This window comes from Arcicella sp. LKC2W (assembly GCF_034931005.1).
In the GTDB taxonomy this organism is placed as follows: domain Bacteria; phylum Bacteroidota; class Bacteroidia; order Cytophagales; family Spirosomataceae; genus Arcicella.
Genome location: NZ_JAYGIN010000012.1, coordinates 59,351 through 85,418 on the forward strand (window position 1 = coordinate 59,351; position 26,068 = coordinate 85,418).

21 protein-coding genes are annotated in these 26,068 nt (G+C 36.3%); 11 read left to right on the forward strand and 10 right to left on the reverse strand.

Features of this window, described 5'->3' with window-relative positions; all coding sequences use genetic code 11:
• Positions 1-42: 42 nt before the first annotated feature.
• The gene (locus tag VB796_RS11090; protein ID WP_323346611.1) at positions 43-1,281 is read right to left on the reverse strand and encodes a DEAD/DEAH box helicase; all 1,239 of its coding nucleotides are present in this window, start codon (positions 1,279-1,281) and stop codon (positions 43-45) included.
• A gap of 191 nt (positions 1,282-1,472) precedes the next feature.
• Complete coding sequence (locus VB796_RS11095) at positions 1,473-2,534, reverse strand: type IX secretion system membrane protein PorP/SprF (protein ID WP_323346612.1); 1,062 nt, start codon at positions 2,532-2,534, stop codon at positions 1,473-1,475.
• 366 nt (positions 2,535-2,900) lie between these two features.
• On the opposite strand from VB796_RS11095, the gene VB796_RS11100 reads away from it, so the two are divergent.
• From VB796_RS11100 to VB796_RS11115, 4 genes are all read left to right on the forward strand, one after another.
• Entirely contained in the window at positions 2,901-7,067 is a 4,167-nt protein-coding gene (locus tag VB796_RS11100; protein ID WP_323346613.1) for a gliding motility-associated C-terminal domain-containing protein, read from the forward strand.
• 275 nt (positions 7,068-7,342) lie between these two features.
• A complete protein-coding gene (locus VB796_RS11105; protein ID WP_323346614.1) occupies positions 7,343-7,642 on the forward strand; it encodes a hypothetical protein in 300 nt (99 codons plus the stop codon).
• A 13-nt stretch (positions 7,643-7,655) separates the two neighbouring features.
• Positions 7,656-8,099, forward strand: coding sequence for a hypothetical protein (locus VB796_RS11110; protein WP_323346615.1), 444 nt, complete (start codon positions 7,656-7,658; stop codon positions 8,097-8,099).
• Positions 8,100-8,105: 6 nt separating this feature from the next.
• Positions 8,106-8,984: a winged helix-turn-helix domain-containing protein gene (locus tag VB796_RS11115; protein ID WP_323346616.1), complete on the forward strand. Its 879-nt coding sequence runs from the start codon at positions 8,106-8,108 to the stop codon at positions 8,982-8,984.
• Between the two features lie 94 nt (positions 8,985-9,078).
• Here VB796_RS11115 and VB796_RS11120 read toward each other — a convergent pair whose 3' ends face one another.
• From VB796_RS11120 to VB796_RS11140, 5 genes are all read right to left on the reverse strand, one after another.
• Positions 9,079-9,444 (reverse strand): DoxX family protein, encoded by a 366-nt coding sequence (locus tag VB796_RS11120; RefSeq protein WP_323346617.1) that lies wholly within the window; start codon positions 9,442-9,444, stop codon positions 9,079-9,081.
• 2 nt (positions 9,445-9,446) lie between these two features.
• Positions 9,447-9,842, reverse strand: coding sequence for a DUF1801 domain-containing protein (locus VB796_RS11125; protein WP_323346618.1), 396 nt, complete (start codon positions 9,840-9,842; stop codon positions 9,447-9,449).
• 163 nt (positions 9,843-10,005) lie between these two features.
• Positions 10,006-10,425: a VOC family protein gene (locus tag VB796_RS11130; RefSeq protein ID WP_323346619.1), complete on the reverse strand. Its 420-nt coding sequence runs from the start codon at positions 10,423-10,425 to the stop codon at positions 10,006-10,008.
• 2 nt (positions 10,426-10,427) lie between these two features.
• The gene (locus VB796_RS11135; RefSeq protein ID WP_323346620.1) at positions 10,428-11,252 is read right to left on the reverse strand and encodes a VOC family protein; all 825 of its coding nucleotides are present in this window, start codon (positions 11,250-11,252) and stop codon (positions 10,428-10,430) included.
• A 4-nt stretch (positions 11,253-11,256) separates the two neighbouring features.
• A complete protein-coding gene (locus VB796_RS11140) occupies positions 11,257-11,673 on the reverse strand; it encodes an SRPBCC family protein (RefSeq protein WP_323346621.1) in 417 nt (138 codons plus the stop codon).
• Positions 11,674-11,946: 273 nt separating this feature from the next.
• Between VB796_RS11140 and VB796_RS11145 the strand changes: the two genes are divergently transcribed.
• From VB796_RS11145 to VB796_RS11170, 6 genes are all read left to right on the forward strand, one after another.
• Complete coding sequence (locus VB796_RS11145) at positions 11,947-12,918, forward strand: GlxA family transcriptional regulator (protein ID WP_323346622.1); 972 nt, start codon at positions 11,947-11,949, stop codon at positions 12,916-12,918.
• A 181-nt stretch (positions 12,919-13,099) separates the two neighbouring features.
• A complete protein-coding gene (locus VB796_RS11150) occupies positions 13,100-14,254 on the forward strand; it encodes a DUF1624 domain-containing protein (protein ID WP_323346623.1) in 1,155 nt (384 codons plus the stop codon).
• Between the two features lie 309 nt (positions 14,255-14,563).
• Positions 14,564-16,327 (forward strand): aspartate--tRNA ligase, encoded by a 1,764-nt coding sequence (gene aspS / locus VB796_RS11155; protein ID WP_323346624.1) that lies wholly within the window; start codon positions 14,564-14,566, stop codon positions 16,325-16,327.
• Between the two features lie 412 nt (positions 16,328-16,739).
• Positions 16,740-17,180 carry a hypothetical protein gene (locus VB796_RS11160; RefSeq protein WP_323346625.1) on the forward strand — a complete coding sequence of 147 codons (441 nt, stop codon included), beginning with the start codon at positions 16,740-16,742 and terminating at the stop codon, positions 17,178-17,180.
• Positions 17,181-17,394: 214 nt separating this feature from the next.
• Positions 17,395-17,964, forward strand: a complete 570-nt coding sequence (locus VB796_RS11165; RefSeq protein WP_323346626.1) for an RNA polymerase sigma factor — start codon at positions 17,395-17,397, stop codon at positions 17,962-17,964.
• Between the two features lie 72 nt (positions 17,965-18,036).
• On the forward strand, positions 18,037-18,507 hold the full coding sequence (locus tag VB796_RS11170; RefSeq protein ID WP_323346627.1) for a hypothetical protein: 471 nt from the start codon (positions 18,037-18,039) through the stop codon (positions 18,505-18,507).
• Positions 18,508-18,562: 55 nt separating this feature from the next.
• Here VB796_RS11170 and VB796_RS11175 read toward each other — a convergent pair whose 3' ends face one another.
• Positions 18,563-20,020, reverse strand: coding sequence for a rubredoxin (locus tag VB796_RS11175; RefSeq protein ID WP_323346628.1), 1,458 nt, complete (start codon positions 20,018-20,020; stop codon positions 18,563-18,565).
• 530 nt (positions 20,021-20,550) lie between these two features.
• On the opposite strand from VB796_RS11175, the gene VB796_RS11180 reads away from it, so the two are divergent.
• Entirely contained in the window at positions 20,551-20,952 is a 402-nt protein-coding gene (locus VB796_RS11180; protein ID WP_323346629.1) for a hypothetical protein, read from the forward strand.
• A 149-nt stretch (positions 20,953-21,101) separates the two neighbouring features.
• Here the strand turns inward: VB796_RS11180 and VB796_RS11185 are convergent, their stop codons facing one another.
• Positions 21,102-24,635 (reverse strand): molybdopterin-dependent oxidoreductase, encoded by a 3,534-nt coding sequence (locus tag VB796_RS11185; RefSeq protein WP_323346630.1) that lies wholly within the window; start codon positions 24,633-24,635, stop codon positions 21,102-21,104.
• 571 nt (positions 24,636-25,206) lie between these two features.
• Positions 25,207-26,064, reverse strand: a complete 858-nt coding sequence (locus tag VB796_RS11190) for an ABC transporter ATP-binding protein (RefSeq protein WP_323346631.1) — start codon at positions 26,062-26,064, stop codon at positions 25,207-25,209.
• Positions 26,065-26,068: the final 4 nt, after the last annotated feature.

Below are 26,068 nucleotides of genomic sequence, written 5' to 3' on the forward strand. Positions count from 1 at the left end.
GAAATTCCCATTACTTCTTACTTAGGACTCAATACTTTTTGATTAACTTTTCTTCACCGTATTTGTCCCTGTCTTCTTTTTGTGATACGTTTTTTTCTTATGAATGACACCAGAACTTACTCTTTTTTGTGGTTGATAGGTTGGAGCATCGCCCATGCCTGCGGGTAATGAAAGTTTAGGTATTTCTCTTTCGATGAGTTCTTCAATGGCTGCAAATTTACGTTGGTCTTTGTCGTTGATAAACGTAATGGCAGTTCCCGTAGTTTCGGCTCTGGCAGTTCTTCCGATGCGGTGAATATAATCTTCGGGGTCGTGAGGAGTATTAAAATTAATGACTAAGCTGATTCCTTCTACGTCAATTCCACGAGAAAGAATATCTGTTCCAATTAATATTTGAAGAGATTTTGCTTTAAAATCTCGCATGATTTCTTCCCTTTCTTTCTGCTCCAAATCTGAGTGAAAAGCTTTTGTTTTCAGTCCAATTTTATGCAATTCGGTATCTAATTTCTTAACGCTTTCTTTGGTTGATGCAAAAATAATGACACTCCCCCAATTGTTTTCTTTCAAAATATGCGTTAATAAGGCAATTTTCTGAGTATCATAAACCAAATATGCTTGCTGTAAAATGCCTGCTGATGGCTTTGAAATAGCAATATTCAACTGCTCAGGTTCAACCAAAATACTATGAGCTAATTTTCTAATTTTGGGAGGCATCGTTGCCGAGAAAAGTAGTGTCTGGCGTTTGATGGGTAAATATTTAATGATTTTGAGAATATCATCATAAAAACCCATGTCCAGCATACGGTCAGCTTCATCCAAAATCAGATGTTGTAAATGAGAAAAATCTATCGCTCCCATTTGCAAAATAGCAATCAATCGTCCTGGCGTTGCAATGATAATTTCTGCTCCTTCTTCTAAGGCTTTTCGTTGCTGATTCCATGCTGCACCGTCGCCTCCACCATAAATAGAAATGGAACTAACCCCCGTGAAATACCCCAAACCTTCAACCTGATTGTCAATTTGTGTTGCTAATTCACGAGTTGGTGAAATAATGAGCGTATTCAAACGCCTTTTATCTTCAGGCGTATTGATGATTTTATTTAGGATAGGTAATAGAAAAGCCGCCGTTTTACCCGTACCCGTTTGGGCACACGCAATTAAGTCTTTACCAGTTTGTATCAAAGGAATAGCTTGTGATTGGATAGGCGTAGGTTTGCTGTAACCCATTGAATACAAGCCATCTAAAAGTTTTTCGTCAAAATTAAAATCCTGAAAGGTCAAGTTGTAAATGTTTAAAATGTTTGGTAAGGAAAAGCCTTTTAAACAAATTTAGCGATTTAAAGACACTTTTCAAAGTGCTAAAATGGATAAAGCGAGAGGAGGAATGGGAAAAAGAGAAAGGTAGGAAGGAGAATGGGTTTTTGTATTCCTACACCCTTTTCTCCTTCCTACCTTTCTCTTTAGCCTTTTCCTTAAAATTTAGGACATTTCAATTCTCCTTTACGTGGGCGTGGAGCTTTGCGTGGTTCTATCCAATCTGAGAAGGTATATGAAAGTGATAATTCATGAGCTCCACCTGTTGAACCTAATCTTGAAATGGTGGCATCATAGCTATAACCAATTGAAAAGTTATCTTGTCTGTAACCAACTAAAAATACCGCTGCATCATGACTAATAATGCTTACATCGTCTTTTGTGTATGTTTTTAAAGGAATTCCTCTATACCAAGCTCCCAAAACAAGGGGCGAATAAGTCAAATAAGCACCTACATCCAATTGGTCTGACGCACCCTGACGCTTGTAATGAACCACTGGGGTAATGCTTTTTTCACGCTCGATGGCATCGCCCAAATTATTCCCAATCATGTAATCTGCCAAAGGAATTCTATAACCTGCCTGAACGCCAATTTTCATGGGCAAACGAGCGTCTTTGTCGTTGAATGATTGCGTTGGCTGATTGATATGATGTAAAGATGCTCCTATCCAGAATTGTTCAGAATAAACTAATGCTCCCGTTGAAAAATCCCAATATTTTAGTTGCGGTGTTACATTGTTTCCACCTTGCAAAATTTGGTCAGTAGAAATTCTTGGGTAATTTCCTGTTGATAAATACGTATTAATTTGGTCGCCAAAGGTATAATCTGCAAAATTGATTCCACGATTTACATAAGACCCTTGAACGCCTAATTTTGCCGTTAAGTTATCACTAATTTTCAAGTGGTATGAATAAACTGCCCCAATGTCAGTAGTGGTCAAATTAGTAAATTGTCGGTCGGTTGTTAATAAAATTCCTACGCCACTTTTGAACTTATCAAAGTACATATCGGCTGAAATAGAGGAAGTTACAAAGTTTGCACTCAATGATGGCCATTGATTGCGATGATTGAAGTTTACACGTGGAGCCATTGCCGAACCTGCAAACGCTGGATTCAGATACAAAGGAGCAGCATAAAATTGGGAATATTGCGGGTCTTGGGCTTGAGCAAAACTCCAAGAGATTACGCTAATAAACAGTAAAAATCCTTTTTTCAACATGGTATTAGGAACGTTTTAGACATCTACCTTGTGTTAAATTTAACATTTAGACACTAAAATCGGTTTAATTTTTGACGTAAACTACTCAGGAATGTACTTATTCAATTTAAAATAGTATAATTTAATAACCTTTAAAAATTTTTACACTTAAATTACGTTAATTTCAAAGGTTTACAGACTTTTTTAAGGACTTTAAAACGTAAAACAAGCAAATTTAATGCCACTTCACATCAAGACAATACAACCATTTAATTAAACGTATTGTCTTATTGATTAGAATAGATGAATGTGTTTATACCGATTTCCAGTTAATAGTATTCAATGACAAATTTCTAAAATCTAAAACCTTTTTTAGTAAACGAAAAAATGATAAGATTTAGTAGCATACAAAGATATTTTTTGATTTTCTCCGTGATATTTCTGTCGTGGGGATTATCAAGCAATGTTTATGCTCAGGAGTTTTTTAAGGTTCGAAAAACTTGTATTTCTGAATGTTCGGATACAACGGCGGCTACTATTTTTAGGGATACTTTATTAACCCCCGCAACGGCTTGGAGATGGGAGTTTGGTGACCCTGTTAGTGGTATGAAAAATACCTCAACACTCAAAAATCCTGCTCACCTTTACTCAACGGCAGGCGTGAAAACCGTTACGCTTACTCGTACAGAAGGAGGCGTTCCGAAAGTTTATACACAGACGATTACAATTAATAATCCTCCAACGGCATTTTATTTAGGAAACTCTGCTGCTCAACAAGATACAACGATTTGTAAAGGCGATTTCTTGACGCTTGACCCTTATAAAAATGGTGGAGCTGAACCAAAATATAAGTACACCTGGTATCCTAAAGGTGACTCTACGCAAACACTTCGGGCGGATACGACCAGTTGTTATTCGGTGCAAGTGACCGATTCTACAACGGGCTGTTCGGCACAAAATAAAATCAATGTAAAACTCTGTGTGCCACCACCGCCTAAACCTGCTGAAAATTATTGGTATTTTGGAAATAATGCAGGTATAAAATTCTCTTCGGGTACGCCTTCGGCAGATGATAAAGGTAAACTCAATACCACAGAAGGAGTTTCATCTATCGCTGACCCTAATGGAAATCTACTTTTCTATACCGATGGACGGAAGATTTATGATAAAGATGGAATAGAAATGGCTTCGTTGAAACCAGATGTTTTGGCAGGGAGTGATGTATCCACACAGTCGGCAGTGATTGTTCCTCAGCCGAGTTGTCAGGGGTGTCAGTCCATTTATTATGTTTTCACGACTACTGATATTAACGGAACGAAACAGTTGAGTTACAGTGTGGTGGATATTCGTCAGAATAAAGGAAAAGGAAAGGTTATTGAAAAAAATGTGGTTTTAGATGATGTGCCTTCAACAGAACAATTGATTTCTCATTTTGTGAAAAAAGATTCAACTTATTGGGTCATTTCGCATGATTATGGAACGGACACTATTCGTTTGAGAAGGGTTACAAAAAACGGTGTTTCTATTTCAAAAATTGTTCAGATAGGGTCAAGAATTGATAGTGTTGCCAAAGGGGAAGGTTACATAAAAGTATCGCAAGACGGAACAAAATTTGCCGTTGCCATTCCAGGTGGAGCAAGGAATTTAATTGAAGTTTATGACTTTGTGGATTCTACGGGAGAATTGAAAAATAAAAAGGTTATTGATTTAGGCCCTGCACCGCCAACGGTTTATGGCGTTGAGTTTTCGCCTGATAGTAAAACGCTTTTTGCTACCATGAAGGCAGATACAGTTAAGAATCCTAATTCATATTCGTCATTATTGCGGTTTGATTTAACTGATGGAGATTCAGCCGTTATCGCCAATTCAAAAGTGCTAATTGATTCTTCTAAAAAAGAATATTATGGCTCTGTTCAGTTGGGGCCCGATGGCAGAATTTATCTTGCCATTCAAGGGAGTACAACTTTGGGGGTAATTAAAATTCCGAATGATACCATTTCCACTAAAAGTTTAAGTATTGATTATTATGACCGTAAAGGATTTGACCTCAATGGTAAAATAAGCCAATTGGGTTTACCTACGACTTATAATGTTATCAATGAAAATAATGAAGGTGTAGGCATTACCGCTGCTGATACTTGTTTGGGTTCACCTACAAATTTCCAAACGAATCATTTGTGCGGAGAACAATTGAAAAATACTAAAACAGATTGGCGTTTTTATAGAGGTGAAGTCCCTGCTGATGGCAAACCCGTCGGGTCGCCGATTGCCACTATTCAAGGTGGAGAAGGTGATAGTGGTTTACAAACGTCTTATACTTTTGATGCACCTGGTAAATATTATGTGGTTGTAAATATGGGAAACCGTTGTAAACCCGATACCATGTTACCTCCGCAAGCCTTTGAAGTATTGCCATTACCCAAACCTGATTTAGGCCCAGACCTTAATTTGTGTGCAGGAAGTGTTACGCTCGACTCAAAAGTAACGTTGGATAGTAGTAATTATTTCTGGTTTCGGAATAGACAATTTTTGTCGAGAGATAGCTTACGGACTTTGGCAGTTACTCAATCAGGGAATTATGCTGTTTTGGTTGAAAGTAGAGGTTGTATTGGCATAGATTCAGTACAGGTAACGCTTGCCCAAGCAAAAGCCCTTAATTTGGGTGCAGATACACTCATTTGTGCAGGTTCGCCCATTGTGTTGGATGCTTCTAATGCAGCAGGAACTGGCTCAACTTTTCTATGGAGTACAGGAGCGACAACCGCTAAAATTACTGTTTCAACGGCAGGAACTTATTCCGTGACCGTTACCACGCCAATTGGTGCAACGGTTTGTACAACTACTGATAATGTGAATGTGAGAATACGCCCGAAAATGTCTTTTTCAGTTAATAGAACTTCGCCGACGGGTTGCTTAGCTAACGATGGAACTATTAAAATTGTAGGACTAACTCCCACAGGAACGTATAGTTTTGTTTGGTATAAAGATGGGGTATTAATTGCCAATTCAACGCTCGATGGAATCACGGCTTTGAGGGCAGGAAGTTATAGGGTAACTATCAGAAGCGATGTTACTTGCGACACAACGGTGGCTATTATTTTGAATGCTATAAATACACCCAATCCACAAATTACCCTTGTGCCAACGGCTGTAACTTGCATTAGTGACGGAGCTATTAATATTACTGTCAACGCAAATAGTCCATTCAGACCCGTAGATTTTATTCTTCGTCAGGGAGGTACTGATGCTATTTTGATGCAAGGAGCGATGGCTTCAATCTTTGTTTCAACGGGCAAATATGTCATCAAAGGATTGATTGCGGGTACGTATTTTATAGAATTTATTGACAAAGACGGTTGTAAATTTATCGGTAATAATGTCATTTTGAATAAAATTGCAAGAACGGATATTTCACTATTACCTGCACCAACGGGCAAATGCGAAGGAGAGAAAATTACGCTGAGTCCTGTAAATTATACTGATGGAAGTATCAGATGGAGTACAGGTGCAACTACTTTGAATATTGATGTTTCGCAAACGGGTTTATACATTGTAACGATAACTTCAACAGATGGAAAATGTATAAGCTCGGCAAGAACTCAAGTTACTTTTAAGCCCTCACCCAGAGTCAGTATCACTGCTCCGAGTAGATTATGTTTAACGCCCAATTCAACACAGTTGGTGGGTAGCCCAAGCGGAGGAACTTGGCAAGGTTCTAATGTGGACGCTAATGGTATTTTTAAAGTATCTGCCATTGGTGTTTATGCCGTAAAATACGAACTTACTCAAAATGGTTGTACAGGCGTTACTAATCGAGAAATTACGGTTTTGGATGCTCCAGTTTTTAACTTAGGGCCTGATAAAAGTCTTTGTCGAAATAGCACTGATTTAATTGGCGTGAGTAGTCCACAAGCGAATGTAACCTACCGTTGGAATAGCGGACAAACAACGCCAACCATTATGCCCGAAAGGTCAGGAACGTACATTTTAATGGGTACAAAAGGACTTTGTAGAAGCTCAGATACCGTTGTCGTTAATCTATTACCGATACCCTCAGTTTCGTTACGTTCAGAAATACCACTTTGTGTTCCATCAACTTTGCCTGTACGTGTAGATGCGGGTGGAGGTGTAGGCTTGACTTATAAATGGTCGCCGACAGGAGAAACGACTCGACAGATTTCAGTTGGTACCGTTGGAACTTATACCGTATTGGTGACGAATACTTACGGTTGTCCAATAACGGCTCAGACTAATGTCATTGACCGTTGTGACCCAAGTATTTTAGTTCCTGATATTTTTACGCCCAATGGCGATAATCTGAATGATAATTTTCAAGTGTTCCCTGCATATATTCGGGAATACAATTTGAAGATTTTTAACCGTTGGGGAGAACTCATTTTTACATCAAAACATCCTGAAGACCGTTGGGATGGGAAATACAAAGGCACTTTGGTAAAACCAGATTCCTTTGCATGGGTGATTACGTATGTTCCCGAATATTTCCCAGAACAAGGCATACAAAGCAAACAAGGAGCCGTTACGGTGGCTTGGTAAATAAAAGTAAAAAAGGCTTCCTATTTAAAACAGGAAGCCTTTTTTACTTTAAAATCTTGTTTATTTCAAACTTTTACATTTCGTTTACATTGTTTTACGGCTATTATTTCTGATTCACCTTCCTTTGACCTTACATTTGTTTCAACCAATAGAACATTAATGTCATGAGAAAAATCACCCATCTTATTTTTACAATTAGTATTTGTCTGATAAGTTTTTTAAATTTTGGACAAAAGAGTTTCAGCAATTGTTCAGCTATCTTTTTGAACACAAAGATGCTCGTAAATGAATATTCCCCTTCTGGAAAATGTACGATTGACATCACTGCGAAAGGAGATTTAACGGTCAGTACCATTCAGCTATCGTCCCCCGAGAATAAACCGATTGAGCCAATTTTGTTCCAAATCGCTATTAAAGATAAAGAAACAGGAACGCTTATGTTGGTTTCAAAAGAAAAATTAAAGAAGATGGAAATTCAAAAAGTTTTAGAAAAATGTAAAAAGGGTGACCATATCATTATCTTGACATTGAGTGATGATTACGCTCTTCCACACAATGAAATTTTGGTACTTTAAACATAAATGACTTATGAAAAAATCAATCTTCGGCATCGTGTTCTCGGTGCTATTTGTCACATCACTGGCGAGAAATAATGAGAAAATAATCAGTAATCCCTTATTGATGGATGGAAAACCAGTTAATTATGAGCAGTTTTCGCTTAGTACCAAAGGAATTATTACCATGATTGCTGAAGATGCAATGAGCAATAAAACAATGTCAATTCCTTTTAGAGTGTATCTGAGAAGAGATAATAAAATCGTACATTTGGGAGGGTCGGCTTCGGCAGAAAAATTGTCTGAAATTGAAATTTCTAAGGTTTTGAAATTCGCCAATTTAGGAGATGAACTCATAATTGAACCGATTGATAAAAAGTTTCAGACCTCTGGAAGAGTATTCTTTTTGAGGAATAATCTGGTTAAATTTATGAGTAATTTTCTTATCAATAGAAATAATAATCGAGATGGTTGCTAAACGTTTATGACAAAATCAAAATGGATATTTATCATCTTATTTTTCAGCCTTTCGATGTTGTCATTCGATAGGCTGATTGACGTTGCGGGTAATTCAAAAAACAGTCATTTTTCCGAAAAAGTAAACCTTGCTTTACGCCGAACCGTTCATCATTTGCTCAAAGCTTCGGGCGATTCTACGTCTCGAATTGAACCTATGAAAATGCTTGATGAATTCACTTTTAAGATTCGTATAGAGAAGAATTTTAATTACGATTTATTACCCAAATTATTAGAAGAATCCTTCAAGATTCATCATATTGAAGATATTTATGATGTTTCTGTTTTGGATTGTAAAGACGGAGAACTTGAATTGGGTTATAATTCTTTTGATTTCAAAAAAGATAAAAATGTGCCTTGTATTGGGAGAAAACAAGATAAAACGTGCTACGATTTACAGGTAGTTTTTACGAAAAAAACGGCTCAAGTTACCCCAAAACCGTTGTGGTTAATTCCACTTTGGGGCTTGTTTTTGGTTGGCTTTATCTTCTGGAATCGAAAAAAAACAAAGGATAATATTGAGCCAGAAATTACTGTTGAAAAGGAATCATCGGATTCAATCAATTTTGGTAATTCAACGTTTGATTTTACCAATCAAACGCTTTTTTCGGGCAATATTCTGCATAATCTGACTTACCGAGAAGCAAAATTATTGAGGCTTTTTGTTAACAATAAGAATCAATTATTAGAGCGAGATTTTATCTTGAAATCAGTTTGGGAAGATGAAGGAATTACGGTCGGAAGGAGTTTAGATGTTTTTGTTTCTCGTTTACGCAAAATGTTATCGTCAGATTCAACGGTTCAGATTGTTACCTTGCATGGCGTAGGCTATAAATTGCAGGTATAAATTTGGTAGAGACAAGGCAATGCCTTGTCTAATTTGTCTCGTAATGCCTTGTCTAACAATGCCTTGTCTAACAATACCTTGTCTCTACAAATATTCAATCAACTTTCAACTTGTGATAATAGATATAAGAAATCGCTAAAAGCACAATGAAAAAGAATGGCAAAAAGGTAAAGCCAATGAAGCCGTCCACAAAATAGTAACTCAACGAAGCTCCCAAAAAGTCAATCAAAAAACCTGCATAAGCCCATTCTTTAATACGACTTGGTACTTGCGGAAGAATCAACGCCAAAGCTCCAGGCACTTTGAACAGCAACAATAATGTACCCATATATACGGGATAGCCCAAATGTTGCATCGCTACTTTTCCTGATTCGTCGTTGCGAAAAAGAACAGGCATAACGCCCTCAAATAAGAAAATAATGGTTGTGGTTACCCAGAAGATAATTTTGTCTTTTTTCATGGTTATTTTTTGGTTAATTTTTTCTGATTTTTCGCTATTTGCATTTCCTCATTCTGTTTCATTCTGATTTTTACAATCTTCTCCACTAATTCTTTTGGCAAGGGTTTTTCAAGGGTAAATTGAATCGTTCCTTTCGACGTTTTATAATCTTTTAATTCCTCCTTCATTTGCTCAGTTAATCCGCCAGTTCCCCCAAAAAGACTACAATGTTTTTTGTACGCCGCAAAATACACTAACATTCCTTTGTATTTAAAGGCAGGAATTTCGTAGCTAATGACTTCCTCGGCTTCGGGAGCAGTATCTCTAATTATTTGTCGAAGCTCTTCCAAAACTAACCTTACTTTTTCGGATTGTAAAGAAAGATATTCATCGATGTTATTGACTTTTATTGTATCCATATTCAATAAATTAAGGCATTAATATTTCAGCAAAATATCCGTTTGAAATCAGTATTTTAATTATTTTTCGGGACTATAAAGGGTTGTCTGCGAAAAATAGTTTCGTTATTTTTTCGTAAGAGTAAATAGTCTAAAAATTACTACATACGTGTGTTTGTTCGGTTTATTGTTGTTGCGATTTATCAAAATTCAATAACCATTGAACCCCAAACTTATCGGTTAACCCACCAAATAATGCACCCCAAAAAGTATGTTCAAGTGGATGAGTAGCTTGTCCATCAATAGCTAATTTTTGATACGTATTTTGAATCTCCTCTTCGCTACCGCAATTGAGCATCAGTGAAACATTCGTGCCTTTAATCAATCCGTTGTCGTCCACCATATCTGATGCCATGATGACAAAAGCACTGTTTCTTAACGTTGAATGTAAAATACAGTCTTTCATTTGTAGAGGCATTTTATCAGCAATCGGCGATTCTCCAATAGTTTGAAAATAAAGTTCTCCACCCAAACACGTTTGATAGAAAGCCATTGCTTCCCGACAATTTCCGTTGAAAGTTAAATATGAATGAATTTGTTTCATGGTTAAGCATTTATGAGTTTTTCAATATCCAATTTTTTCATTTGCATGATTGCCTGCATAACTTTTTGTCCTTTTTCTGGATTGCTCATTAAAGAGCCAATAATCGTTGGAATAATTTGCCACGAAACCCCAAATTTATCTTTCAACCAACCGCATTGACTTTCCTGCCCGCCATCGCTTGTTAATTGATTCCAATAAGTATCAATTTCCTCCTGATTTTGACAATCTACCACCAATGAAAATGCTTCGTTGAATGTGTAAGCATGATTTCCTGGCCCATCCATCGCAATAAAATCATGTTTTTTGAGGTTAAATTCAGCATACATGACATTGTTTGTTTCTGGATAAGGCACTAATAAATCAATGGCAGAATCTTCAAATATCGAAGTGTAGAGATTAATCGCTTCCTGTGCTTTGCCAAATTTTTCATTGACAAATAACATGGAAGGCTTAATTTGTGGTGTTGCTGATGGATTGACAACGCTAATTTGCCAGGTCAAACCAAATTTATCTTGTAGCCAACCGTATTGTTCACTCCAATCGTATTTGTTGATGGGCATTAATGCTTTTCCGCCTTCAAAGAGTTTATCCCAAACTTCGTTGGTTTCTTCAATGGTTTCAAAAGTAGCAAAAATAGAAATGGCAGGCGTAAATTTAAACATTGGACCTCCATTCAAGCCCATGAACTTCTTTCCGTCTAATTCAAAATTGACCACCATTGGTGATGCCATTGTAACTTTTGAATTCTTGAAAATAGAACAATAAAAATTGGCAGCGGCTTCTGCTTGACCGTCGAACCAAAGGCAAGGATAAATTTGATTTGTCATGATATTATTTCGATTCAACGTATTTCTTAAAATTATTCAAAATTGCCTGCCAACCGTCTTGTTGTAACTCAATTGGATTTTCATTTTCTGGATTGAATTTCTCAATAATCTGTACTGTATCTCCCGTTTCGATAAACTCAATTTTCACTTCACGTTCATCCGCCAATACGTATTCAATCTTTTTCAAGGGTTCAACCAAAGTATATGTACCTTCAAAATCAAAGCCAAAACTACCATCTTTTGCCTCCATGCGGGTCAGGAATTTTCCGCCTGTTTGTAAGTCATTAGTGGCGATAGGTGAATGCCAATCGTCGGAAGCAAAAGTCCAACCTTTAATATGTTCGGGGTTTGTCCAACAATCCCAAACGGTTGTGAGAGGAGCATTGATAGAAGATTCAACAGTGATGATTGTTTTTTCCATTTTCTTAGTTTTAGATTTGATTAACCCTACAAAATTATAAGGAATAATTCGTTTATTTATGGTGTAAAAACGACAACCTTAGGGGCTAATTACGACAAGCTCTTTGTTTTCTGAAATAAGCCTTTAATATTTGTAAAATATATTTTGAAATCAAAATTTTTAAGTATTCGTTGAAATAATTTGTGCTAAAAAAATCTAAAAAATAAATGTAAAGGACTGAATATTAGCGTTTTGAAATGCTAATGATTAAATACCAATCTCAAACCCCAATTTATGAAACACATTTCTATTTTAGTGCCTGAAACGGCTGTCATAGAAGCAGTTGCCGACCCAAATTATATGTTTAAGGCGGTGAACCAGTTTTTGCAAGTATCAGGAAAATCCGCTTTATTTAAAGTAGAATTGGTTGCAAACTCCAAAAACATAAAGTTAGGGAATAGTTTATTTTCTGTTCATGCTGATAAACTTTTGAGTGAGGTACAAAAGACCGATTTGATTTTCATTCCTGCCCTTAGTGGTGATTTACCAACGGCAATCGAAATGAATAAAGAGCTAATTCCTTGGATTGTGGAACAACACAAAAACGGAGCAGAAGTGGCTTCCCTTTGCATTGGGGCATTTTTATTGGGTTCAACGGGTTTATTGAACGGCAAAAAATGTTCTACACATTGGAATTCTGGGAATGAATTTAGAGCGATGTTTCCAGAAGTTGAATTGGTTGATGGAAGTATCATTACCGAAGACCAAGGCATTTACTCGAGTGGAGGTGCAAATTCTTACTGGAATTTACTGTTGCATTTAGTGGAAAAATACACCGACCGAGACACGGCAATTTTGGCGGCGAAATATTTTGCGATTGATATTGACAGAGACAGTCAATCTTCGTTTATGATGTTTCAAGGGCAAAAAGACCACAAAGATGAAGAAATCAAGAAAGCCCAAGAATATATTGAAGAGCATTTTCAAGAGAAAATTACGGTTGAACAATTAGCCGAAAAATTTGCCATCGGTCGCAGAAGTTTTGAACGAAGATTTAAAAAAGCTACCAATAATACCGTCGTTGAATATACCCAAAGAGTAAAAATTGAAGCCGCCAAAAGAAGTTTTGAAAGTAGCCGAAAAAATATCAACGAAGTCATGTTTGATGTAGGATATACCGATACGAAGGCGTTTAGAGATATTTTCAAAAAAGTAACTGGAATGACACCGATTGAATATCGAAATAAATATAATAAACAAACGTAACTTTAAAGAGTTTGTCGCAAGATAAAATTAGACCACGGATAATACAGATTCACACTGGGACGATTTCTATGGTAAAATCAAGAATAATCTGATTGTGCGTCCCAGTGTAAATCCGTCGAATCTGTTAAATCTGTGGTCTAATCCTTTATAGTTCAGTAAACAGCTTAATAAACTCAAAACGATGAAAAGAATCCAAACCATTGATTTTGTAAGAGGTTTAGTCATGCTCATCATGGCAATTGACCATATCCGTGATTTAATGTACATCAGCACAGGTTTGCAAGACCCCACTGACCTCACGAAGACTACCGTTGGGCTTTTTTTTACCCGTTGGATAACGCATTTATGTGCCGCTACATTTGTGTTTTTGTCGGGTTCATCGGCGTATTTTTCATTTCAAAAACAGCAAAATATCGCTGAAAGCAGACGTTTTTTGTTGACCAGAGGTTTATGGTTAATTTTTCTGGAATTTACCGTTATCACCTTTGCCATTTGGTCTGATATTCAGTTTAGAACCTTCCTTTTTCAAGTCATTGCTGCCATCGGTTTTAGCTTCATAATTCTTTCATTTTTACTGAAATTAAAACCCAAGACACTCGGAATTATTGGGTTAATAATCATTTTTGGACATAATGCCTTGCAAGGAATTTCATTGGGGCAAAATCCTGCTTTAAACTTCATTGCTTCGCTTTTATTTGGCGGAGGAGCAGCTCAATTGCCCAATACCATGCTCGTGATTGGCTATCCAATTATTCCTTGGTTGGGCATTATGTTGGCGGGTTTTGGCTTTGGACAATTTTTAGAACAACCCGACAGACAAAAACGACTTTGGCAATTAAGTGCGGGAATGATTACACTTTTTATCGTACTGAGATTCTCGAATATTTACGGCGACCCCGTAAAATGGTCGGTACAAAAAGATGCTCTTTTTACGTTTTTATCCTTCATAAATGTTACTAAATATCCGCCTTCGTTGCTTTACGTATTGATAACTTTAGGAATTTCTATCTCCATTTTGGCATTGACCGAAGGCATGAAAAACAAGTTTATTGATATTGTGAAGGTGTATGGAAAAGTGCCTCTGTTTTATTATTTAATTCATTGGTATTCCATTCGTTTTCTGACAATTGGTTTGATGTTTTTACAAGGTTATTCTTGGAAAGATTTTGTCTTTGGAACATTTGAATTTGGCAAACCCAAAGGGCTTTCGGGCGTAGAATTACCAATGATTTACGCTATTTGGTTTGGACTAATTGTGGCACTTTATCCATTGTGTAAATGGTACGGAGCTTACAAACTGGCTCATCCTGAGAAAAAATGGTTAAGATATTTGTAGCGATAATATAGGTTATTAAGAACAAAAAATCTAATAAGCACTCATTATTATTTATAAGAAAGCAGATTCAACAACTTTCTAAAAGTTGTTGAATCTCAAATCTCACGCTATATTTTTAGAGATAAACAAGGAAGCCCAAACCCCAATCAACCAATCCCCAATTTTCAATAACTCCCCGACTTCTTTAAAAATTTATGAATGTATTGAGCAATTCTGTATTTTTGTGAAAAATTAGACGTAACACAGGCTTTCGCTTGTAATAACTCGTGAATGAGACAGATTGGAAATCTGTCCTACGGTAATAAAAGTATGCTCAGAACACATAATAACGGCGAACTCCGCCTCGCTCATGTAAACCAAACCGTAACATTGTGCGGTTGGGTACAACGCACCCGTGACAAGGGAGGTATGATTTGGATTGACCTTCGTGACCGCTACGGTATCACGCAATTAATGCTCGAAGAAGGCAAAACACCTAAAGAAGTTTTAGACTTAGCTCGTACTTTCGGACGTGAATTTGTTATCTCGGCAACGGGAGTTGTGGTTGAACGTCTTTCAAAGAATGACAAAATCGCTACGGGAGATATTGAAATTAGAGTTTCTGAAATAAGTATTTTAAATCCAGCGAAATTACCTCCATTCTTAATCGAAGATGATACCGACGGTGGAGATGATTTACGTATGAAATATCGCTACCTTGATTTACGCCGTAATCCTGTTCGTGCCAACTTACAGTTACGTCACCAAGTAGCTCGTTTTACTCGTGATTATCTTGATAATCAAGATTTTATCGAAGTAGAAACGCCTGTGTTGATTAAGTCAACGCCTGAAGGAGCAAGAGATTTTGTGGTGCCTTCACGGATGAATCCGGGTGAATTTTACGCTTTGCCACAGTCGCCACAAACGTTCAAGCAATTATTGATGGTTTCTGGTTTCGACCGTTACTACCAAATCGTAAAATGTTTCCGTGACGAAGATTTACGTGCTGACCGTCAGCCAGAATTTACGCAAATCGACTGCGAAATGTCTTTCATCGAACAAGAAGACGTTTTGAATATGTTTGAAGGTTTAATTCGTCATCTTTTCACGAAAGTAAAAGGAATGGATTTAGGCGAAGTTTCACGTATGACTTACGCTCATGCGATGAAATATTACGGTTCAGACAAACCAGATATTCGTTTTGATATGAAGTTTGTTGAATTGAAAAGCGAAGAAGTTGATTTAGTTTCGGGTAAAGATTTCGCCGTTTTTGATGCTGCTAATACGGTTGTGGGTATCAATGCAAAAGGTTGTGCAGAATACACTCGTAAGCAAGTTGATGAATTAACGGAATTTGTAAAACGTCCACAAATTGGAGCAAAAGGCTTGATTTACTTCCGTTATAACAACGACGGAACGTTAAAATCATCGGTTGATAAATTCTATTCGGAGGAAGATTTGAAGAAATGGGCTGAGGCTTTCGGAGCAGAGAAAGGAGATTTGATTTTAATTCTTCCTGGAGACGGTGACAAAGTTCGTAAGCAATTAAACGAATTACGTTTAGAAATGGGTAATCGTTTGGGACTTCGTGACCCTAAAAAATACGCTGCTCATTGGGTTATCGACTTCCCGTTATTGGAATACGGTGAAGAAGAAGACCGTTGGTTTGCCATGCACCACCCATTCACGAGTCCGAAACCAGAAGATATTCAATATTTGGAATCGGGAGATTTAGGAAAAATTAGAGCCAATGCTTACGACTTAGTAATCAACGGTGTAGAAGTGGGCGGAGGTTCAATTCGTATTTTCCAAAAAGACTTACAAGCCAAAATGTTTGAAGTGTTAGGATTCTCGGACGAAGAAGCAAAACACCAATTCGGTTTCTTGATGGATGCTTTTGAATACGGAGCTCCACCACACGGAGGTTTAGCATTCGGTTTCGACCGTCTTTGCTCATTATTCGGTGGTTCAGATTCAATCCGTGACTTCATCGCCTTCCCGAAAAACAACTCAGGACGTGACGTAATGATTGATTCACCATCAACGATTGACGACAAGCAATTGAATGAATTGAAAATCAGAACAGTAGTGTAACACAGACTTCAGTCTGTAAGTGTGATAAATAGCACGCAGATGACGCAGATACTTCGTAACGCCGATTTTTACAGATTTTTATCTGCGAAAATTAGCGTTTGAAAATCAGCGTTATCTGCGTGCTATTCTTTTTTGCTTTATTTACAAAGATTGGATAACAGTAGTGTAACACAGACTTCAGTCTGTAAGTGTGATAAATAGCACGCAGATGACGCAGATACTTCGTAACGCCGATTTTTACAGATTTTAATCTGCGAAAATCAGCGTTTGAAAATCAGCGTTATCAGCGTGCTATTCTTTTTTGTATTATTTGCAAAGATTGGATAACTTGTTTGAAAAGGGCGTTGCTGTCGCACGATGGCTGGTCGGGAGACACAGCCACGGGACGGTATCAGCCAAGAAATTAGAAATAATGAAGCAATATCTTAATACTAAAACTGTAACAATTGGATTAACGTTCCTTTTTGTGTTGTCTATTCTATACACTTTTTTTGTGCCAGAATATATTTTCACACACTACAAATTACCAGACTGTAAAACGGAATTAACCAAAATAGAATTTACAGGATTTAGATACGATAAAAAAATAAAATTTGATAGAGAGTTATTCTTTGTTTACGGTTTTTATGAAGAAAATGAAATCCCTCAAAATGCCTATGAATTGAGCAATTTTTCGGGTTTTGATTCCATTTTTGAAATGAATGTAACTTGTTCAAATGATACAATTATACTCAATCATATTTATGGATTAAAGCAAGTAGGGAATCCTAAAAAGTTAATAGCGAGGCAATTAGAGAATATAGAATATATAAAACTTCGAGAGAAAGGGGGGCTTTTGATTGTAAGTGAATGAAATATAAAAGCCTGTTTCCGCCGTTGATTTCTATGACTCGAATCTTATAATCTTCAAATCATAAAAATCATAGTGCAAAATAGATGAACTATGATTTGTTGGATTAAGAGATTAAAGGATTTCCATGACTCGAATCTTACAATCATAAAAATCATAGTGCAAACAAAATTAAATTCTCCGTAACCTTTCCAAGCAAACCAGCATCTAAACAAATGTGAAGACCAACGAAACAGATAATTCTATCATTGAACGTATTTTGTCTGGCGATAAGTCGGGGTACAAAGACCTTGCTAATCGCCATAAAGACTATGCGTTTACGGTGGCGTATAAAATTGCAGGAACACGTGAAGATGCCGAAGAAATTGCTCAAGATGCCTTTATTCAAGCTTTTCAGGCATTGCCAAATTTTAATCAAGAATCAAAGTTCACAACTTGGTTTTATAGAATTGTCTTCAATGCCGCATTGATGTTTAAGCGTAAAAATCGAATCCATACAGAAGATATTGAAGCCTCACAATCAGCTCAATTTGTTTCAGCCGATACCGACAATGACCTAAAAATCAAGGAACAAAGAAAATATATTCAGCAAGCCCTCAATCATTTACCGCCCGACGACGTTACGATAATAACCTTATTTTATCTAAAAGAACAATCTTTAGAAGAAATAGCCCAAGTAGTAGGAGTTTCTGCCGAAACGATAAAAGTAAAACTTTGTCGAGCCAGAAAAAAGCTGGCAGAAGAAATGAAAAAGATTTTAGGAGGCGAAGTAAAAACATTAATATAAAGTAGGACAGGTTTCCAACCTGTCAATCAATATAATTTTATTGACAGGCTGGAAACCTGTCCTACTAAAAACATGAAAGACGAAGATATTTTTGATATTCTTGACGGTATTGCTTCAGAAGAAACAATGCGTCAGCACCATAAAATGCTTGTTGAAAATGCCGAATATCAAGCTATTTTCAACGAATACGCACAAACTCACGCATTATTAATGGATGTGAGCATAGAAAAAACTGCCGTAGATTTTACCGATAAACTCATCGACCGTTGGGAGGTTTCGCAAGAAGTTGTAAACGTTCGTAAAACAAGTAAACTGCCGTTTTATTTCTTAATATTAATGACAATTTCATTAGTTTGTCTATTTATTGCAGCTTTACCAATGTTAAATAGCCAAGCAGTCCAAGTTGACTTGAGCAAGCCATTAAGAATTTTACAAGACAAAGATTTCACTCGTTTATTCCTAATAATCAATGCCTTAGTTGTTTTATTTTTCATTGACAAACGAGTTTTAAAGCCTTATTTTCAACGTAAAATGGGTGTGTAAAACAAAAACGGCAACCTTTTGAAGATTGCCGTTTTAATATCTTTATTCTCAAAATCTACACCAATAACGCATCCACTTTCACTTCTGCAAATTCCTCTTTGGCTGCTTCACAAACTGGACAACAATAATCATTCGGTAAATCTGTAAACTTCACCCCTACCGCAATATTATTGACTGAATCGCCAAAACGTTCATCATAAACGGTAAAACAAACTTTGCATTGATGCACCTTAATCAATTGTAAATCAGAAGCTTTACGCTCTTTTTCTTTAACCACCGTAACTTCTTGCTTTGAACTTAAAGCATAAAAACGCTTTGAAAGTCGTTGCAAAATTTCTGGAACATGGGCTTTATTGACACCTTTTTCAAAAAGTATTAACTCACGAGTATTTGGGTTAAAATCAACGGTATGGTAAATATCAAAAACGCTTGAAAGTCCATTGAAAATATTGCGTTTTTTAATCACAACAGAACCAAAAACTTCTGATTTGGGGCGAGTTTGTACGGCAAAACTCAAACCAAAAGTACGAACATCCTCATCGTCAAATTCTCTAATAATTGATTTTTTCAAAGCCAATCCTTCTGGCGAAAGGTCTTCTACTTGCCAATTCAATTCGTTGGCGGCATGACGCACGTTAATGGTATGCTTACCCAAAAGCTCATCCCAAAGATTTCGATGTTTCTTCTCAATACCTTTGATAATCAGCGACTTCCAAGGTGTAATGCAAATTTGACCTACTTTTGTTTCAAGACAAACTTGACAAATATCCTGAAGAAAATCTACCGAGAAAGTTTCATTTCTACGATAAATCCCTAACCAAGTTTTATCCCCGTAGCGATTAAAACCTTCATAATACGGCAATGAAAATTTAGGAAGTTTCAAGTCTTCTGGAATCACCTGCGAGATAATTTCTCCTTGGGCAATTACTTTTTCATACACTTCATTTTCGTCCATTTCTGGATTATTCCAAATTACTTCTTCGATTCTTTTAGAAATTTTAGGGATTTCTAAAGTATAAATCAAAATCGGGAAACGAAAAATTCTGTTCGTTTGCTTTGGACGTACATATAAGTACCAAAAATTTTGAGTATTTGAAGCAATGAAATTAAGATTACCTGTGAAAAATGGTGTAAAGGACTGCTGAAAATCAGAAATATTGACTTTTAGTTTGGGCTGATAATCAAAGCCATCAAAAATATCTTTATAAATACCTTCCGAAATCCATTGCCCCGTCGGGAATACTTCTTCTGCACAATAAGAAGAAATAATATTAGGAAAATCATCTGAATCGACCTCAAAGTCAATATTAGAAATATCCAATTTATTCTTTAAATCAAATATTCCTGTACCACGCACTGTTTCAGCCTTTACATACATTAATAATTGTTGCCTTGCTCCAAAACTAATATCCCTTACACCCGCTTCACGAGCTGCGGAAAGTATGTATTGTAAAGTACCTGGAGAAACAATTCCTCCCATCAAGTTTATTTTTAATAACGAATAGTCTTTCATGATACTTTTCTGGTTAATATTCTACATTATTAAATCGTTATCCTTACCCCAAAGTTAGTAATAATTACTTAATATACTGAAAATCAGAATAATGTATTTGACAATTTTTACATATCACTTTTCTAACAATTAATATAAATCTGATTTTCAGAATAGTATTATTTCGTGAAATATGATTTTTTTTAGAAGAACTTTCTTGAAAAAGTTAAAATTTTACTCCTTTTGTGCTTGCGAATCAAAAACTATTTTCTAAGTTTACATCGTCAAACGATTGACACAGATGTATTTCTGAGCTTTTAATTGAATTTAAAAACAAGTTTTGTAACCTTGTGAATTCATTTTTTGACAAATAAATATCTTTAGCAAAGTAACGTTCGAGTTAAAAATATTTTAGATTTCAGAAAAATAAATTCTTAGAAATATACAAATTTAGTTTAACAAATAAATCTATCAATCGGGTGTTTAACATTATAGTTTTAATAGACTAAAAACAAGTTAAATTTCCCATAAATAATAAAACATTTAATATCATGAACAAGAACACAGTAAAAGCATTTATCGTAGCGATAGCTATGGTTTGCACATCGAACTTAACTTCATTCGCAGGAACAACAAACGACGAAGCAACTGCTTCTGTAAAAACTAAAATTTCTCAAGTAAGTAAATCATTGAGTTTCAATATTTGGGTAGAAAACGTAGCAAGCAAGAAAGTAGTTGTACTTGTTGTTGATGCTGACAAAAACGAAATCTACCGTGAATATATTAGCCCAAAAGACGCTAAATTCGCTAAAACTCTTGATTTCTCTAACTTGAACGACGGTAAATATACTATCGAGGTTGTTAGCTCAAACGTTGATGTAATTGATTCTAAAACTTTTGAAATCAAAACTAATCAAACTGTAAATCGTGACATCGTAGTGGCTATTCGTTAGTCATACTTAAAATTAATGTCACTATGATTTTAACCTCAGAATCAATATTAGGGAAGTTTATCGAGAGATTGCTTCCCTATTTGTTTTATTAACCGATGTGTTTGCATCGGAATACGAAAGTATCTATTATTCCGATGCTCAAAAACGGTTTACGCAACCTCTACTAATTCTTCTGATAAGCTTTTCTCCAAAATTGCTCTTACTTCTGGACGACAACTGCCACAACCTGTTCCTGCTCCTGTGGTTGCACAAAGTGCTGTAAAATCTTTACAACCTCCTGCAATACAAGACTTTAAATTCCCTTCGCCTACGTTATTGCATGAACAAACCAATTTTCCCATCACTGGGTCAGCTTTTTTACCACTTCTGAGTAATTCTAAACGTTTATCTGACAATTCAATTCCGTTGGCAATCAAATCTTTAAATTCTAAGAATTCCGATTTATCTCCAATCAAGGTTGCTCCAACTAATTTATCGTTGTGAATGATACATTTTTTGTAATATCTTTTTGCCTTGTCAATAAAGATAATTTCTTCATAATCAGGCGATTTTGGTGTTTCAATGATTCCCATTGAACATAATTGAACCCCTTGAATTTTCATAATATTTACTGACAATGAGCCTTTGTAATAACTTGCCCAATCGCCTGCAATATATTTGGCAATTACGTCGGCTTGTTGTTCGGCAGCCGCTGTAATTCCCCACATTTCGCCACGCCATTGAGCAATTTCACCTGCGGCAAAAATATCTGAGTCAGAAGTTTGCAAATAATCATTCACAACCACCCCACGATTCACTTCTAAACCTGCGGCACGAGCAATTTCTACATTTGGCGATGTTCCGATAGCAAAAACGGCTACTTGAGCATCAATTTTGCGTCCTGATTTTAAACGTACACCTTCAAATTTATCTGTTCCGTAAAAGGCTGAAACTTCATCGTTATAATAAACGTCAATGCCCAAATTTACGATTTCTTCATGGAGCAAATCAGAGCCTAATTGGTCTAATTGTCTATCCATAAAACGGCTAATACGCTGAACAATAGTTACTTTTACGTTAATTTCACGCAATGATGCCGCCAATTCTAAGCCTAACAAACCACCTCCTACAATCAAAGCATGAGGGTTTTCACTATTCATAAATGGCTTCATACTATCCGCATCCAAACGTGAACGCATATTGAAAATGCCAGGAATTTTTGGAACAGACGGAGGCATAAACGCTCGTGAACCCATTCCTAAAATCAGACGGTCATAAGTATGTTCATTGCCTTCCGAATCAACAATAATTTTATTCTTTCTATCAATATTTACAATCTCTAAACCCTTATGAACCTGAATATTAGCATCAGAGAATTGGTCTTCACGTAATTTTACCAATTGTTCCCATTCTTGAGCTCCAGAAATATAATCGGGCAACATTACACGGTTATAAAACGGATAAATTTCTTTTGAAAACACATGAATTTCGTCCGTTTTATTAAGATTTCGGTACGAATTAATGAATCCTAATCCCGCAGAACCAGCTCCGATAATCACGATTTTCTCCACAGGTTTTACATACACACGTATCTGTACGGCTGAAAACTTGAAATCGGGTTCTTTTGAGCGTGCATCTACCAAAGTATTTGTCAAACTATTGGTTCTTCCGAAGGCATTTCCTAAGATTTTCCCAAAGTGCATTGGCATAAAACAAACGCCTTCTTTAATATCTTCTGTGATTTGTGCCTTTACTTGATTTTTGCCTCTAACACTTTCAATTTCAATCACTTGACCTTCTAAAATACCTCTTTTCTTGGCATCATTCGGGTGGATTTCAACGTAAGGTTGAGCAATGTGTTGATTTAATTTATTGACCTTCCCTGTTTTGGTCATGGTATGCCATTGGTCACGAATACGACCCGTAGTCAGAATTAATGGGAAATCTTCTGTTAACTTCTCTGATAAATTTTCATCAGGAACGGCATGGATTTTAGCACGAGAATTTAAGGTGTAGAACTTGCTGTCTGTAAACAAGCGTCTTGTTCCGAAACCAGAAGTCTGATTATCGGTATAAGGCCATTGTACACTCCGTTTTTCTTTCAAAACGTCGTAATTTAGCCCTGTAATATTTATATTTGTGCCTTTGGTTGAAAGGCAATGTTCGTCGTATATTTCGCTGTTATTCAAATAGTTAAAAGATTCTCCAAAGCCCATTTTTTGAGCAAATCTTTTAATAATTTCGGTATCGTCTAAGGCTTCACCTGGAGCATCCACTACTTTTGGCAAAAAGGTAATTCTTCTTTCCGAATTGGTAAAAACAGATTCTTTCTCTGCCCAAGCTGCCGCTGGAAGTACCACATCGGCATATTTTACAGTATCAGAACGGTTAGAAATATCTTGGACAACCACAAATTTGGCATTTTGAAGTCCTTTTTCTACCATATTTATATCTGGCAAACTCACCATTGGGTTGGTAGTTACAATCCAAATAGCTTTCATTCTGCCATCGGCAAGGGCTTGGAACATTTCGGTTGCCGAAAACCCTGGTTTATCCGAAATTTTTGTGCCTCCCCAAAATGCCTGTACTTCGTCACGGTGAGCAGGATTTAATAAATCTCGGTGAGCGGGCAACATATTTGCTAAACCACCCACTTCACGTCCACCCATTGCGTTGGGTTGTCCTGTCAATGAAAAAGGACCATTTCCTTCTTTTCCAATTCTGCCCGTAATTAGGTGTAAATCAATGAGAGACAGGTTTTTATTAACCCCAACAACGGACTGATTCAAGCCCATTGTCCACATTGAAAGAAACCCTTTTGACTCATGAATATATTGAGCAGCTAATAGAATATCGTTTTCAGCAAGTCCACAAATATTTGCGGCTTCCGTAAGTGTTTTGGTAAAAACTTGCTCACGGTAAGCCTCAAAACCGTCTGTGTGATTAGTGATAAAATCTTGGTCAATCCAGTTGTTTTCGATCAGAATTCTACCAATGATATTAGTCAGAACAATGTCAGTTCCAGGATTGAGTTGTAAGTGTAAATCTGCCTGAGCCGCCGTTTGAGTACGTCTTGGGTCGATTACGATAATTTTAACATTTGGATTTGCTTGTTTGTGAGCCTCTACTCGTCGCCAAATAATTGGGTGACACCATGCAGGATTTGCTCCAGTTACAAAAAAGCAATCAGCCAATTCAATATCGTCATAACAAACTGGCACAGAGTCTTCGCCCAAAGTGAGTTTATAACCTACCACCGCCGATGACATACATAGACGAGAGTTAGTATCAATATTGTTTGAGCCAATAAAACCTTTGATTAGTTTATTGATGATATAATATTCTTCGGTAGAACATTGTCCAGATACATAAAAGCCTACGGCATCTGGTCCATATTTTTGGATTATTGCTTTAAAGATTGCGGCAGTACGGTCGAGTGCGGTATCCCAACTTACCCTTTGAAGAGGCATATTTCGGTTAAAACGCATTTCTGGATACAACAATCTATCCGTCTTATCATTGACTGTATAGTGCAAATTCATCCCTTTTGAGCAAAGCATCCCTTTACTTGAAGGGTGGTCTTTATCACCTTCTACGTAAATTTTGCCGTTGTCAATTTTAGTAATTTCAACGCCACATCCAACCCCACAATATGAGCAGGTAGATTTATATTTAGTTTGAGTATTATTATTTAAACTGCTCATAATCAAATAAATAATTGTTTATATTATGTGACTTTTATATAATTATTTGGTCTTTACTTTGTCAGATTCCATTACAACATGCTTAAATTTCAGACAAAGGAAGGGTTTTCAATCTTTCCATTATGCCCGTAATGTTCCGCCAGACATTCGGGCTTTTTTGTTATACTAAACATTTGGAGCCTATTTTACTTCCAATATTGTAGTATTTACACACAAACTGTACTACACTGTTCTATTTTATTAAACTTTTTTAATATTATTTTGTACTTTTCTTGTAAAATCAATTTTATTTATTTATGTTTGTTTATAGGTTTTATTTAATCTAACGGCTTCTGATAAAGATAGCTTTCAGAATAAATTACATTTCAAGCAATCAATACGCTAACCATTCACACTTCATACCTAATCATTACCGCCATTCTGTTAGGTGCAAAACCCGAAGTTTAAAACTTCGGGTTTTTTGTTTTCAACCACAGAAATAGAGGAAACTGGAAAATAAGAATTCCATGTTTCGTCAAGCAAATGCTTGTTTCGTCCTCTTTAGTGTTGACAATAATATATGGTTTCAGGGTTAATCTTCAATAGAAAACTTATCAAATAACAAATTCAATAATTCATCATGAACCTTAATATATTCTGGGTCGTGAGCAATGTCTTTTTTGTTACGTGGTCTTGGCAAATTGATGTCCACAATTTTCTTAATTGTAGCTTCTGGACCATTATTCATTACTACTACTCTATCCGACAAGAAGATAGCTTCTTCAATATCGTGAGTAACCATAATGATTGTTTTATTACGATTATCTAAATTCCAAAGTTTCAATAATTCAATGTGCATGGTACCTTTTGTAAGGGCATCTAAAGCTCCGAAAGGTTCATCCAATAACAAAATACTTGGGTTGATTGCAAATGCACGGGCAATGGCTACTCGTTGTTTCATTCCTCCAGAAAGTTGTCCTGGTAATTTATCTTTGTGTTGGATAAGGTTTACCATTTTCAGGTTTTCTTCTACCAACTCATGTTTTTCAGTTGATGTTTTATCTTTAAAAACTGAATCAACTGCTTCATAAATATTCTTATAAACTGTGAGCCAAGGCAAAAGAGAATAGTTTTGGAATACAATTCCTCTATCTGGGCCTGGGCCTTTTACAATATTTCCATTTGCGGTAACTTCTCCTTTTGAAGGCAGAACCATGCCAGAAATGGTGTTCATTAAAGTTGATTTTCCACAACCTGAGTGACCAATAAGTGCTACAATTTCACCTTTTTTAATGTCAAGGTTAATATCTTTTATAGCGGTAAATGTTCCTTTTGAGCCTTTAAATGAAACAGTTACATCTTTGATACTAACTGAAGTTTCATTGGCATTTATTTTATGAAAGTCATTCGCTGAATCAACGTATTTGACTGAATTTTCGATGTTTGTCATGTGT